General features: G+C 64.0%; 9 protein-coding genes and 1 tRNA gene. 6 read left to right on the plus strand and 4 right to left on the minus strand.

Going from position 1 to position 13,889, the window contains the following annotated elements:
- Positions 1 to 15: 15 nt before the first annotated feature.
- The 4 genes from CG51_RS05285 (at position 16) to gltB (ending at position 7,418) form a co-directional block, all read left to right on the plus strand.
- Entirely contained in the window at positions 16 to 819 is an 804-nt protein-coding gene (locus tag CG51_RS05285) for an undecaprenyl-diphosphate phosphatase (protein WP_035742710.1), read from the plus strand.
- 156 nt (positions 820 to 975) lie between these two features.
- Entirely contained in the window at positions 976 to 2,412 is a 1,437-nt protein-coding gene (locus tag CG51_RS05290; RefSeq protein WP_035742713.1) for an NAD(P)-dependent oxidoreductase, read from the plus strand.
- Positions 2,409 to 2,879: a GFA family protein gene (locus CG51_RS05295; RefSeq protein WP_051930064.1), complete on the plus strand. Its 471-nt coding sequence runs from the start codon at positions 2,409 to 2,411 to the stop codon at positions 2,877 to 2,879. The genes CG51_RS05290 and CG51_RS05295 overlap by 4 nt, the downstream gene beginning before the upstream one ends.
- A 3-nt stretch (positions 2,880 to 2,882) precedes the next feature.
- Positions 2,883 to 7,418, plus strand: a complete 4,536-nt coding sequence (gene gltB / locus CG51_RS05300) for a glutamate synthase large subunit (protein WP_035742722.1) — start codon at positions 2,883 to 2,885, stop codon at positions 7,416 to 7,418.
- A 221-nt stretch (positions 7,419 to 7,639) separates the two neighbouring features.
- Here gltB and CG51_RS05305 read toward each other — a convergent pair.
- Positions 7,640 to 7,714 (minus strand) — tRNA-Glu (locus tag CG51_RS05305).
- 165 nt (positions 7,715 to 7,879) lie between these two features.
- Here CG51_RS05305 and CG51_RS05310 point away from each other — a divergent pair.
- The gene (locus CG51_RS05310; protein WP_035742962.1) at positions 7,880 to 10,309 is read left to right on the plus strand and encodes an ATP-dependent helicase; all 2,430 of its coding nucleotides are present in this window, start codon (positions 7,880 to 7,882) and stop codon (positions 10,307 to 10,309) included.
- Between the two features lie 39 nt (positions 10,310 to 10,348).
- On the plus strand, positions 10,349 to 11,032 hold the full coding sequence (locus CG51_RS05315) for a M48 family metallopeptidase (RefSeq protein ID WP_035742725.1): 684 nt from the start codon (positions 10,349 to 10,351) through the stop codon (positions 11,030 to 11,032).
- 577 nt (positions 11,033 to 11,609) lie between these two features.
- On the opposite strand, the gene CG51_RS05320 is transcribed toward CG51_RS05315, so the two are convergent.
- The 3 genes from CG51_RS05320 to CG51_RS19940 form a co-directional block, all read right to left on the minus strand.
- Complete coding sequence (locus CG51_RS05320; RefSeq protein WP_035742728.1) at positions 11,610 to 12,143, minus strand: RSP_2648 family PIN domain-containing protein; 534 nt, start codon at positions 12,141 to 12,143, stop codon at positions 11,610 to 11,612.
- 27 nt (positions 12,144 to 12,170) lie between these two features.
- The gene (locus tag CG51_RS05325) at positions 12,171 to 13,358 is read right to left on the minus strand and encodes an RSP_2647 family RNA methyltransferase (RefSeq protein WP_035742731.1); all 1,188 of its coding nucleotides are present in this window, start codon (positions 13,356 to 13,358) and stop codon (positions 12,171 to 12,173) included.
- A 145-nt stretch (positions 13,359 to 13,503) separates the two neighbouring features.
- Positions 13,504 to 13,671: an RSP_7527 family protein gene (locus CG51_RS19940; protein ID WP_156961332.1), complete on the minus strand. Its 168-nt coding sequence runs from the start codon at positions 13,669 to 13,671 to the stop codon at positions 13,504 to 13,506.
- Between the last annotated feature and the right edge of the window lie 218 nt (positions 13,672 to 13,889).

A 13,889-nucleotide genomic window follows, 5' to 3' on the forward strand; every position in this document is an offset into this window, starting at 1 on the left:
AGGCCCGGAGGGACCGTGGAGCATAATACGATCGTCGCCCTGATTCTGGGCGTTCTCGAGGGGCTGACCGAGTTCATCCCCGTATCCTCGACCGGCCATCTTCTGCTTGCCGGACATTTCCTGAATTTCCACTCCGCAGGGCGCAGTTTCGAGGTGGTGATTCAGCTCGGCGCGATCCTGGCGTTGCTGTCCGTCTATGCCGGACGGCTGTGGCAGGTGTTCAGGTCGGCCCCGCATGATGCGGGCGCCCGGCGCACTATCCTGTCGGTGCTCGTCGCCTTTCTGCCTGCTGCCGTCATCGGCGTTCTGGCGCATGGGTTCATCAAGGACGTGCTGTTCGAGACGCCGATGCTCATCGCCATCATGCTGATCCTTGGCGGTTTCGTGCTGCTCTGGGTGGATCGGATGAAGGTTCCGGTACGCTATGATGACGCCGAGCGTCTGCCGGTCCACACGTCGCTTGCGATCGGTTTCTTCCAGTGTCTTGCGATGATCCCCGGCGTTTCGCGTTCAGGCGCGACGATCGTGGGGGCGATGCTGCTCGGTACATCGAAGCGCGCGGCGGCGGAGTTCTCCTTCTTCCTGTCGATGCCGACGATGATCGGCGCGGTGGTCTACGATCTCTACAAGAACCGCGATGTGCTCGATTCCTCAGCATGGAGCGAAATTGCCATCGGTTTTGTGGCGGCTTTCGTGGCGGCGCTGATCGTTGTGCGATGGTTGCTCGGTTATGTGAGCCGGCATGGCTATTCTCTGTTCGGGTGGTGGCGAATCATCATCGGTAGCGTGGCTCTGATCGCACTTATGATCTGGCGATAGCATTTAGGTATGCTTTGCTGACCTATTTTTATGCCCCAAGACCAAAATAGTTTGCCTTGCAGGGATAAAAAACGAAAATAGGTCAGCCATACTGACTTTTATATGATCGCGAGCGGTCATATAAGGCCCGAGCCAGGATTTCGTGAGGGCCCAGCTATGGCGAAGCAGCAGATGCTCCAGTTCGTGACCGTCGGCAAAGAGATGCCGTCGAAACGTCCGCCCGAACTCCGGGCCAAGGACTTCCACGAGATTTACGGGGAGTTCTCGGACTCAAAGGCGGCGGAGCAATCCGGCCGCTGCTCACAATGCGGCGTGCCCTATTGCCAGGCGCATTGCCCGCTCTCCAACAACATTCCCGACTGGCTCCGCATGACCGCCGAAGGGCGTCTGCAGGAGGCCTATGACCTCAGCCAGGCAACCAACACCTTCCCGGAGATCTGCGGTCGCATCTGCCCGCAAGACCGTCTGTGCGAGGGCAACTGCGTCATCGAACAGTCGGGCCACGGCACCGTCACCATCGGCTCCGTGGAGAAATACATCACTGATACCGCCTGGGAACAGGGCTGGGTGAAGCCGATCCGTCCCCCCATGGAGCGGGAGGAGAGCGTGGGTATCGTCGGTGCTGGGCCTGCCGGGCTCGCCGCGGCGGACCGCCTGCGGCGCATGGGCTTCAAGGTAACGGTCTATGACAAATATGATCGTGCGGGCGGGCTGATGACTTATGGCATCCCCGGTTTCAAGCTGGAGAAGCCGGTCGTCATGCGGCGCTACGAGCAGCTTGTCGATGGCGGGGTGGAGTTCGTGATGAACTGCCGCATCGGCGATGCAATGGATTTTGCGGCGCTGCGCGGCAAGCATGACGCGCTGTTGATCGCCACCGGCGTCTATAAGGCACGCGACATCAAGGCCCCGGGCGTGGGTCTCAAAGGGATCGTGCAGGCGCTCGACTATCTCACCGCATCCAACCGCCAGTCCTTCGGCGACAGCGTGCCGGAGATCGAGTCGGGTGAGCTGAACGCCGATGGCAAGCGCGTGGTGGTGATCGGCGGCGGCGACACCGCGATGGACTGCGTCCGCACGGCGATCCGCCAGGGGGCGACCAGCGTCAAATGCCTCTATCGCCGTGACCGCGCGAACATGCCGGGCTCCCAGCGGGAGACGCAGAACGCGGAGGAGGAGGGCGTCGAATTCGTCTGGCTCACCGCTCCGAAGGGCTTCGTGGGCGACGGTGCCGTCTCCGGCGTCATGGTGCAGCGCATGCGCCTCGGCCCGCCGGATGCGACCGGGCGGCAGATGCCGGAACTCATAGAGGGCGCGGATTACGTCGAGGATGCCGATATCGTCATCACCGCGCTCGGCTTCGAGCCGGAGGAGATCCCGACGCTCTGGAACGTGCCGGACCTGGAGGTCACGCGCTGGGGAACGGTGAAAGCCGATTTCCGCACCCATGCCACCAACCTTCCCGGCGTTTATGCCGCGGGGGATATCGTGCGGGGGGCGAGCCTCGTCGTCTGGGCAATTCGGGACGGGCGCGAGGCGGCGGATTCCATCGCCGATTACCTCAGCCAGCCGGCACGGGTGGCCGCCGAATGAGCGCCTCCACCGGAGGAGCCGCCGCAGTGGCCGGCGTGCGCACCGGGCGCTGTCTGTGCGGCGCCGTGCAGATCTCCATCCGCAATGCGCCGGTCGCGTTGGGCGCTTGCCATTGCGAGAACTGCCGCCGCTGGACGGGATCGGCGCTCATCGGGCTGACGGTGGCGCCTGAGGATATCGCCATCGTCGGGTCTGACAGCGTGACGGCCTACCGGTCTTCCGACTGGGCGACGCGATCGTTCTGTTCTGTCTGCGGCTCCACTCTCTGGTACCGGCTCACCGTGCCCACGCCGGAGGAAGGGAGCTACGAGATCCCCGTCGGACTGCTCGACAATCCGCATGGCCTGCCACTGACCAGCGAAATCTACATCGACCGGAAGCCCGACGGCTACGTGCTCGCGGGCGCCACCAGACAACAGACCGCCGCCGAATTCGAGGCGTTCATCCAAGCCTCCATGAAGGAGTGAGCCATGACCAAGTATGATGCCGCCTGGGTCGCAGCCGAGGAAGCCAAGCGCAAGTGGATGGCGGAGAACTCGCTCTACCGCGAGGAGGATGAACATGCCTCCTGTGGTGTGGGGCTGGTCGTCTCGGTGGAGGGCAAGCCCACCCGCCGCGTCGTGCAGGCGGGTATCGATGCGCTGAAGGCTGTCTGGCACCGCGGCGCGGTCGATGCGGACGGCAAGACCGGTGACGGTGCGGGCATCCATGTGCAGATCCCCGTGCCCTTCTTCTATGACCAGATCCGCCGCACCGGCCATGAGCCGGACACGTCGAAGCTGGTCGCTGTCGGGCAGGTTTTCCTGCCGCGGACCGATTTCGGCGCGCAGGAACGCTGCCGGACCATCGTGGAGACCGAAGTGCTCCGCATGGGGCACTATATCTATGGCTGGCGGCATGTGCCGGTGAACACTGCCGTTCTGGGCGAGAAGGCAAATGCCACCCGGCCAGAGATCGAGCAGATCCTCATCCGCTGCGAGAAGGACATCGACCAGGAAACCTTCGAGCGCGAGCTCTACGTGATCCGCCGCCGGATCGAGAAGGCCGCCATCGCCGCGCAGATCTACGGCGTCTATCTCTGCTCGCTGTCGTGCCGGTCGATCATCTACAAGGGCATGATGCTGGCCGAACAGGTCGCGGAATTCTATCCCGACCTGAAGGATGAGCGGTTCGAGAGCGCCTTCGCCATCTATCACCAGCGTTATTCCACCAACACCTTCCCGCAATGGTGGCTGGCCCAGCCGTTCCGGATGCTCGCCCACAATGGCGAGATCAACACCCTCAAGGGCAACGTCAACTGGATGCGGAGCCACGAGATCCGCATGGCTTCCTCCGCCTTTGGTGAGATGGCAGAGGATATCAAGCCGATCATTCCCGCCGGCACCTCCGATTCGGGTGCGCTGGACGCGGTGTTCGAGCTCATGGTGCGCGGCGGGCGCAATGCGCCGATGGTCAAGACCATGCTGGTGCCGGAGGCCTGGTCCAAGGCCACGACCGACATGCCGCAGGCCTGGGCCGACATGTACGCCTATTCCAACGCCGTGATGGAGCCGTGGGACGGCCCGGCGGCGCTCGCCATGACGGACGGCCGCTGGGTCTGCGGCGGACTCGACCGCAACGGGCTGCGTCCCATGCGTTATGTGGTGACGGGCGACGGCTTGCTGATCGCGGGGTCCGAGGCCGGCATGGTGCCGGTGGACGAGGCGACCGTGGTGGAAAAAGGCGCGCTCGGTCCCGGCCAGATCATCGCGGTGGATATGGGCGAGGGCAGGCTCTACCACGATCGGGAGATCAAGGACAAACTCGCCGCCTCATCCCCGTTCGGAGAGTGGGTGGAGAAGGTGACCGCGCTCAACGAGATCATGCGTGATCTGCCGGAGCAGGCGCTCCATTCCGGTGCCGACCTGCGCCGGCGCCAGATCGCCGCCGGCTATACGCTGGAGGAGCTGGAGCAGATTCTCGCCCCCATGGCGGAGGACGGCAAGGAGGCGCTGGCCTCCATGGGCGATGACACGCCGCCCGCAGTGTTGTCGAAGCTCTATCGCCCGCTCTCGCACTTCTTCCGGCAGAACTTCAGCCAGGTGACCAACCCGCCCATCGACTCGCTTCGCGAGGAGCGGGTGATGTCGCTGAAGACCCGCTTTGGCAACCTGAAGAACGTGCTCGATCAGGACAGCTCACAGACCGAGATCATCGTGCTGGAAAGCCCGTTCATCGCGAACGGGGAGTTCGCGGAACTGCTGCGCCAGTTCGGCCAGAGCGTCGGCGTCATCGACTGCACCTTCCCGCGCGACGGCGGCACGGAGGCGCTGAAGCTGGCACTCGACCGTATCCGTTCCGAGGCGGAGGATGCGGTGCGGTCCGGCGCGTCGCATATCGTTTTGACGGATGAGCATCAGGGTGTGGACAGGATCGGCATTCCGATGATCCTCGGCACCTCGGCTGTCCATTCCTGGCTGACCCGCAAAGGCCTGCGGACCTTCTGCTCGATCAATGTCCGCGCGGCGGAATGCATCGACCCGCATTATTTCGCAGTGCTGATCGGCGCCGGCGCGACGACGGTGAACCCCTATCTGGCGGAGGATTCCATCGCCGACCGGATCGAGCGCGGATTGCTTGACGCCACGCTGATGGAGGCGATGCGCAACTACCGCCACGCCATCGACCTCGGCCTGCTGAAGATCATGGCGAAGATGGGGATTTCCGTCATTTCCTCCTACCGCGGCGGCCTGAACTTCGAGGCGGTAGGCCTGTCCCGCGCGATGGTGGCGGAATACTTCCCCGGCATGAACAGCCGCATCTCCGGCATCGGCCTCCACGGCATCCAGATGAAGGTGGAAGAAATCCACGCCAAGGGCTTCCTTGGCGGGGCCGACGTGCTGCCTATCGGCGGCTTCTACAAGGCGCGCCGCTCGGGCGAGAAGCACGCCTGGGAAGCGCAGACCATGCACCTGCTGCAAGCCGCCTGCGACCGGGCGTCCTATGAGCTGTGGAAGCAGTATTCCGCGGCCATGCGCGCCAACCCGCCGATCCATATCCGCGATCTGCTCGACATCAAGCCGCTGGGCAAGCCGGTGGCGATCGAGGAAGTGGAGAGCATCACCTCCATCCGCAAGCGGTTCGTGACGCCGGGCATGTCGCTGGGCGCCCTGGGCCCGGAGGCGCACAAGACGCTGAACATCGCCATGAACCGGATCGGTGCGAAATCCGACTCGGGCGAGGGTGGTGAGGATCCGGCGCATTTCCTGCCCGACGCGAACGGAGACAACCCGTCGGCCAAGATCAAGCAGGTGGCCTCCGGCCGGTTCGGCGTGACCGCCGAATACCTCAACAACTGCGAGGAGCTGGAGATCAAGGTCGCGCAGGGCGCGAAGCCGGGTGAAGGCGGCCAGCTTCCGGGCATGAAGGTGACGGAACTGATCGCACGGCTCCGGCACTCCACCAAGGGTGTCACGCTCATCTCGCCGCCGCCGCACCACGACATCTATTCCATCGAGGATCTGGCGCAGCTCATCTACGACCTGAAGCAGATCAACCCGCGCGCCAAGGTCACGGTGAAGCTCGTCTCCGCCAGTGGCGTCGGCACGATTGCGGCGGGCGTGGCCAAGGCCAAGGCGGATGTCATCCTGATCTCCGGCCACAACGGCGGCACCGGGGCATCCCCGGCCACCTCCATCAAGTTCGCGGGGCTTCCGTGGGAGATGGGGCTGACCGAGGCGCATCAGGTGCTCGCCATGAACAACCTGCGGGAGCGGGTGACGCTGCGTACGGATGGCGGCCTGCGCACGGGGCGCGACATCGTCATCGCCGCGATGATGGGCGCCGAGGAATACGGCATCGGCACCGCCGCGCTGATCGCCATGGGCTGCATCATGGTGCGTCAGTGCCAGTCGAACACCTGCCCGGTCGGCGTCTGCACGCAGGACGAGCGGCTGCGGGCGAAGTTCACCGGCACCGCGGACAAGGTGGTGAACCTCATCACCTTCTACGCGCAGGAGGTGCGGGAGATCCTCGCCTCCCTCGGCGCGCGGTCATTGGACGAGGTGATCGGGCGGGCCGACCTGTTGACGCAGGTGAGCCGTGGCTCCGCCTATCTGGACGATCTGGACCTCAATCCGCTGCTGATCTCCGTCGATGACACGCACAAGTTCGTCTATGACCGGACGAAGCCGCGCAACTACGTGCCCGACACGCTGGATGCGGAGATCGTCGCCGACGGCGCGCGGTTCTTCGAGGAGGGGGAGAAGATGCAGCTCTCCTATGCCGTTCGGAACACTCACCGCACCATCGGCACCCGCGCGTCGAGCCATATCGTGCGGAAATTCGGGATGCGGAACAACCTGCAACCCGATCATCTGACGGTGAAGCTGACCGGCTCCGCGGGTCAGTCGCTCGGCGCCTTCGCCGCGCCGGGGCTGAAGATCGAAGTGTCGGGCGATGCCAACGATTATGTCGGCAAGGGCCTGTCGGGCGGCATCATCGTGGTGAAGCCCGCCATGGGTTCTCCGCTGGAGGCCGCGAAGAACACGATCATCGGCAACACCGTGCTTTACGGGGCGACGGACGGCTGTCTCTTTGCCGCCGGGCGGGCAGGCGAGCGCTTCGCTGTCCGCAATTCCGGCGCGAAGGTGGTAATCGAGGGTTGTGGCACCAACGGCTGTGAATACATGACCGGCGGGGTTGCGGTGATCCTCGGCTCCATCGGCGCGAACTTTGCCGCGGGGATGACGGGGGGCATGGCCTATCTCTATGATCCCGAAGGCGTGGCCGGTTCCTTCATCAATGCGGAAACGGTCGTCACGGCGCCGGTTGAGGTCTCTCATTGGGAGGGGGAGCTGCGCGCCCTCGTCCAGCGCCACGTGGATGAAACCGGAAGCCGCAAGGCCGCCGATATCCTGCAGCACTGGAAGCTGGAACTGGGCAACTTCGTTCAGGTCTGCCCCAAGGAGATGCTTGTGCATCTCCCCTATCCCATCCGCCTCGCCGAAGGCGCGGCGCGCGCCTGACCGTAAGGTTGTTTCGAAAGACCATAGGGGGCGGCAACGCCCCCTTTTTCCATTTCGCATTCACCATGCCGCCCTAACGCCTCTGCACAGGTCACGGGGCGGTAAAAGTCTCTCGGTAAAAAGCCGGGGCCTCCCGTGCAGACCTAAAGGGGTCCGAAATGCCAACAACCGCTGCCGATCTTATCGAAGCGGTTTTGATCTTCAATGTTGCGGAGAAAAAGTGGCAGCCCGTAGGGGAGTCGAACCCCTCTTTTCAGGTTGAAAACCTGACGTCCTAACCGATAGACGAACGGGCCACGTTTGGCGTGGGGCGGTATCTAGGGGAGGCGGCGGGGAGGCGCAAGAGGAAAAATGCAGGGAATGGAGAGATTTCTGCGGTGCAGGCGCGGAACATCGTGCGGCATGAACGGAAGGGGAACGTATCCCTTGGCGCGCGCGGGTGCTTGCGCTATATCGGACCGATGAGCGAATGGGATGACGAAGCCGAGGCGTTTGAGAACGCCGCTGAAGGCCGGGGGGCGAAGGTGCCACTGTCCCGCCGGGCGATGGCCATGCGCCCGGCGCCTTACCTCAATGATCTCAACCCCGCCCAGCGGGAAGCGGTGGAGACGCTGGACGGGCCTGTGCTGATGCTCGCGGGGGCGGGCACCGGCAAGACGAAGGCGCTCACCGCCCGCATCGTGCATATCCTGAATACCGGCCGCGCCCGGCCCGATGAAATCCTCGCCGTCACCTTCACCAACAAGGCCGCGCGGGAAATGCGCGAGCGCGTGGGCCGGCTCCTGGGCGGAGTGGGGGAGGGGATGCCTTGGCTTGGTACCTTCCATGCGATCTCGGTACGTCTGCTCAGACGCCATGCGGAGCTGGTGGGGCTGAAGTCGAACTTCACCATCCTCGACACGGACGATCAGGTGCGCCTGCTCAAGCAGCTCATCATTTCGGCGGGGATCGACGAGAAACGCTGGCCGGCACGGCAGCTCGCCGGAGTGGTGGAGGGCTGGAAGAACCGCGCCCTGACACCGGACCGGGTTCCGGCTGCGGATGCGGGTGCCTTCAACCGCCGGGGGGTGGAACTTTACGCCGCCTATCAGGACAGGCTGAAGGTTCTGAACGCCGTGGATTTCGGCGACCTGCTCATGCATGTCGTGACGATCTTTCAGAGCTATCCCGATGTGCTGGAGGGCTATCAGCGCCGCTTCCGCTACATTCTGGTCGATGAGTATCAGGATACCAACGTCGCGCAGTATCTGTGGCTGCGGCTGCTTGCCCAGGCGCACCGCAACATCTGCTGCGTGGGGGATGACGACCAGTCGATCTATGGCTGGCGGGGCGCCGAGGTCGGCAACATCCTGCGGTTCGAAAAGGATTTTCCCGGTGCGCGGGTGATCCGGCTCGAGCAGAACTACCGCTCCACGCCACATATTCTTGCCGCCGCCTCCGGGCTGATCGAAGCGAATGAGAGCCGGCTCGGCAAGACGCTGTGGACGGATGCGGCTGATGGCGAGAAGGTCCGCGTCATCGGCCATTGGGACGGTGAGGAAGAAGCCCGTTGGATCGGGGAGGAGATCGAATCCCTCCTCGGCACACATCGTGCGGTGGGGCCGAAGACGCTGGACGACATGGCGATCCTCGTCCGTGCCTCGCACCAGATGCGCGCGTTCGAGGACCGGTTCCTGACCATCGGGCTGAACTACCGGGTGATTGGCGGCCCGCGCTTCTACGAGCGGTTGGAGATACGCGACGCGATGGCCTATTTCCGCCTCGCCGTCAGCCCGGACGACGATCTGGCCTTCGAGCGGATCGTGAACACGCCGAAGCGGGGACTGGGGGAGAAGGCGCAGGCGCTGATCCAGTCCACGGCACGGGCACGGGGGCTGACACTCGTCCGCGCGGCGAAATATCTGGTCGATGCGGGAGAGATACGCGGCAAGGGCGGGGCGGAGTTGCGCAACCTCGTCGCCGCCATCGGGCGCTGGCACGCGGAAGCGCTGGCCCCGGCGGATCTGCCCGACGACGCGGTGGTGGAGCCACTGCGCGAAGGCGCGGGTCGGTCACGCTCGCATGTGGAGCTGGCGGAGATCATTCTGGACGAATCCGGCTATACGGCGATGTGGCAGAACGAAAAGACGCCCGAAGCCCCCGGACGGCTGGAGAACCTAAAGGAACTTGTAAAGGCGCTGGAGAGCTTCGACGGGCTTCAGGGCTTCCTCGAACATGTCGCGCTCATCATGGACAACGAGCAGGAGGAGGGGACGCCCAAGGTCTCCATCATGACGCTCCATGCCGCGAAGGGGCTGGAGTTTCCGGTGGTCTTCCTGCCGGGGTGGGAGGACGGCCTCTTCCCCTCCCAGCGCGCGATGGATGAGAGCGGCCTGAAGGGTCTGGAGGAGGAGCGGCGGCTGGCCTATGTCGGCATTACCCGCGCGAGGGAGCTGTGCACGATCTCCTTCGCCTCCAACCGGAGGGTCTATGGCCAGTGGCAGTCGCAGATGCCCTCCCGCTTCATAGACGATCTGCCGGAGGAGGATGTGGAGGTGCTGACGCCCCCCGGCCTTTACGGCGGCGGTTATGGAGCGGCAGGCTTTGCAGCGATGGAGGCGAAGGCGGCCTCTGCCGATGTCTACAACTCCCCCGGCTGGCGACGGATGCAGGAACGTTCGACGCGCCGCCCCATGGCGCAGCCGCGGGAATCGCGGGGGCCGGTCATAGATCTGGATGCCGTGCCGCCTTTCGCCGTGGGCGATAGGGTGTTCCACCAAAAGTTCGGCTACGGCGCCGTGACCGCGGTGGAAGGCGACAAGGCGCATGTGGAATTCGACAAGGCGGGAGAAAAGAACGTCATGTCGGCCTATCTCGTCCGGGCCGAGCAAGCTGACGACGTGCCGTTCTGACGCGTTGCCGGGCATGGATTGCGTGCCCATATTGGTCCAATGATCAAACTTCTGCCCCTTCTTCTGATGCTGGCTTATGGTTTCGTGACCTATCGCCTGTCGGTCTGGCGGTCCCGGCGGGAGCTGGACGCGCGCTCCAGCCCGCTACGTGACCCCGATCTCGGGAGGCTCACTGACAGAATGGCACGGGCGCTGGACCTGAAGTCGATCCCCGTGCACCTTTACGATGTGCCTGTGGTCAACGGGCTGGCGGCGCCCGACGGCCGGATCTTCATCACCCGCGGGTTCTATGACAAGTTCCGGGGCGGAGAGGTTTTGGCGGAGGAGATGGCGAGCGTCATTGCCCACGAGCTTGGCCATGTCGCGCTTGGTCATGCGCGACGGCGGATGATCGACTTTACCGGCCAGAACGCGATCCGTCTCGCGCTTGCGCCCATTCTGGGGCGGTTCCTGCCCGGGTTGGGGGTGGTGCTGGCCAATGGCCTGGCTTCACTTGTCGCCGCGCGGTTGTCACGGCAGGACGAGTATGAGGCGGACGCCTGGGCAGCGGCGCTGCTGACCCGTTCCGGCATCGGCACGGCGCCGCAAAAGGCGCTGTTCACCAAGCTCGACAAATTGGCAGGCGGTCGTGCGCCAGTCGCCTGGCTGTCCAGTCATCCCGCCAGCCCGGACCGTGTCAGGGCCATCGAAGCGTTGGAGAAACGCTGGGTGCCGCAGGGTTGACAGCGGCAGGTTGGCAGGCTGTGCAAAGGGTTTGGCTTGGCCCGCTCTGCTGAAGAAGGCTTTTTGGCCAGTGTTTAATCGGGAATCGTCTGGAAACTGAGGAAGTCCGGCCTGAAATCCATGAATTTCTGGTAATTCCGGGTCTGATTTTCCGATCTTCAGAGCAGGGACACGACACTTCGGAGTTTTTCGGCAGCCTCCTGATCGGCTGCTGGAAAAGCATTCAGGACCGCGTTGAAGCGGAGATCATTCGCAATCCAACGAAATACAGCCGGAAACTGACACGGTTCTGGTTATCCGGGCGCCGATTTCCCGGTTTCCGGAACATGACACTTCAGGACTTTTTCGGCAGCCTGTTGGCAAGGGCGCTAAAAAAGTACTCAGAGGTTGCTCCCGAGCGGATATCTTTCCATACATGGTTGAAGGTGTCACGGAAAACGCAGGCTTGGCGCGTGACTGGACCGTTTCGGTCCAATTCAAGGTCGGGTGGACCCGCGACTTTTCAGCAGCCTGCTAAAGCGGTGCCGAAAACCGCCTGCGACCCGGCCGGGGGCATATCCCTTTCGGACCCCCGTGTTCAGCTGAGCGCCTTGCCCAGCCGGGGCAGCCGGACGCGGCGGAGAAGCGCCCGAAGCGGCTGCTCGCGCCCGGAGATCTCCTCCGTCCGCCTCTGCACCTTCCGGACTGCCCTTTCGACTTCCGCAGGATGTCGGAGCCAAAGATCCATCAGGAAATCATCCGGCGCTTCGGCGCGAAGCAGATGTATCTCCAACTCGCGGCGCGGAAAATCCTTCAGGTTCTGGGTAAGTATCACCTGTGCTTTGCCCGCCTTCGCTGCGGCAAGAACGTGGATGTCGTCGGGATCGGGCAGGTAGAGTCCTGCGGTATCGCCCGCCAGGACCTCCGCCACCGGCCATCGGGCGTGAAGGAGCGCGATTTCTCCCCTTGCCACCACCTCCTGTCCGGGGCCGAGGCGGCGTGCGGCCAGTGCCCATTCCTCCAATATCCGCCCAGACCAGAGGGGAGTGAACACCCCTTCGGCCGCCACGCCGATCACGATTTCCCGCAGGACCGTTGGGTAGAGGACATTGGCGTCGATCAGCACCCGCATTGCCGGCTCCGGTTGGTTCGGGTCTGGTCAGTCAAGCCGGAAGAACAGGGCCTTCAGATAGCCTGATTCCGCCAGTTGCGGCATCAGCGGATGGTCCGGACCGGCAAAGCCCGTGTGCAGAAGCTGTGCCCGGCGTCCGCTTCGCCCGATGCCGCGCACATTGGCCCCCCGGAAGGCAGCGAGATCCGCGGCATGCGAGCAGGAGCACAGGCCCAGATAGCCGCCGGGGGCCACCAGCGGCGCCGCGAGACGGGCCACGCGTTCGTAGGCCCGCAGCCCCGCCTCCAACGCCTGCTTGGAAGGCGCGAAAGCAGGAGGATCACAGACGACGAGGTCGAATTGCGCGCCCTCGGCCGCAAGCGCTTCCAGTGTGGTGAAGGCATCGCCCTGACGGGTGGCGAAGTGTGCCTCCGCACCCATGGCAACGGCGCCATCCTGTGCCAGCTTCAGCGCCGGGGCGGAACTGTCCACCGCGAGCGCCCGCTCCGCTCCCCCCGCAAGCGCCGCCAGCGAAAAGCCCCCGACATGGGAAAACACATCCAGAACCCGCGCCCCTTTCGCCAAACGCTGAGCGAAGGCGTGGTTGGGACGCTGGTCGAAGAACAGCCCTGTCTTCTGTCCGCCGAGCAGGTCGGCCATATAGGTCGCGCCGTTCATGGGCACCGCAACTGGGGCTTCCATTGCTCCCTGCAGCACCGTCAATTCCTCCGGCAAACCCTCCAGCGTCCGGGCCCGCCCCATGCCGTTTCGGATGATCGTGGTCACACCCGTGACTTTTGCCAGAGCGGCCGAGAGCGGCCCGATCAGCGTTTCCGACCAGGCGGCGTTCGGCTGGATCACTGCGGCAGTGCCGAAGCGGTCGATCACCACGCCCGGCAGGCCATCTGCCTCCGCGTGGACGAGTCGGTAGTAGGGTGCATCGAACAATGTCTCGCGGAGCGCGAGTGCCCGCTGCAGACGGGCGACGAACCATGCCTCGTCGATCACCGCCGCCGGATCCCGGTCGATCATCCGGCAGACGATGCGCGAACTGGAATTGACCGTGACAAGGCCCAGCACCCGCCGCTCCCCGTCCTCCAGCACGGCGAGCGCACCCGGTTCCAGCCCCTTGGTGCGGCGGTCGGTGACCAGCTCGTCGGCATAGACCCAGGGGAAGCCATGGCGGATCGCGCGGGCTTCGGCCTTTGGTTTGAGTCTGACGGTCGGGTAGGTCATGGGTTCTCCAGGTGAATTCTCGGCGCGTCCGGGGACGGTTCGGCGCGGACCTCTCGGCATCAGGCCTCCGGACATGCAAAAACCCCGGAGTCTACCGGGGCTTTTCCGTCCTCAGACGGGTTTCGTCAATGCACGTGATGCGCAGTTAATGCGCGTGATGTGCAGAACCATGCCGGTTCAACGGATGGGCGAGCCATGCAAAGACCTTCGGCATCAGGCGGGCAATGGTCTGGGCGCGCAGTTCGGACGCTTCGCGGACGATCTCGGGGACGGATTTCGGTTCGCCACGGGTCTCGGTCTCTAGCAGGTTCATCAGCCTTCTCCTGTGGGATCATGGGGATTTGCATTATATAGGTCAGTAAAGCTGACTTAGCTATTGCAGAAATCGTCAGCCGGATATGCAATCAGAGCATGATCCCGGAGCGATATGCCCGCAGGAGAAGTAATTTCCGCGCAGCGCGCGCTCCGGCATGGAATTGTTAGCGCATAACAGCCATGTTAGTGCTGCGACGATGAGACGGAAGGAGCAGC

This window comes from Haematobacter missouriensis, from assembly GCF_000740775.1.
In the GTDB taxonomy this organism is placed as follows: domain Bacteria; phylum Pseudomonadota; class Alphaproteobacteria; order Rhodobacterales; family Rhodobacteraceae; genus Haematobacter; species Haematobacter missouriensis.

Coding starts and splice junctions, on each gene's coding strand:
- CG51_RS05290 (WP_035742713.1), top strand. CDS start 976: ATGGCGAAGCAGCAGATGCTCCAGTTCGTGACCGTCGGCAAAGAGATG.
- gltB (WP_035742722.1), top strand. CDS start 2,883: ATGACCAAGTATGATGCCGCCTGGGTCGCAGCCGAGGAAGCCAAGCGC.
- CG51_RS05295 (WP_051930064.1), top strand. CDS start 2,409: ATGAGCGCCTCCACCGGAGGAGCCGCCGCAGTGGCCGGCGTGCGCACC.
- CG51_RS05315 (WP_035742725.1), top strand. CDS start 10,349: ATGATCAAACTTCTGCCCCTTCTTCTGATGCTGGCTTATGGTTTCGTG.
- CG51_RS05325 (WP_035742731.1), bottom strand. CDS start 13,358: ATGACCTACCCGACCGTCAGACTCAAACCAAAGGCCGAAGCCCGCGCG.
- CG51_RS05310 (WP_035742962.1), top strand. CDS start 7,880: ATGAGCGAATGGGATGACGAAGCCGAGGCGTTTGAGAACGCCGCTGAA.
- CG51_RS19940 (WP_156961332.1), bottom strand. CDS start 13,671: ATGAACCTGCTAGAGACCGAGACCCGTGGCGAACCGAAATCCGTCCCC.
- CG51_RS05320 (WP_035742728.1), bottom strand. CDS start 12,143: ATGCGGGTGCTGATCGACGCCAATGTCCTCTACCCAACGGTCCTGCGG.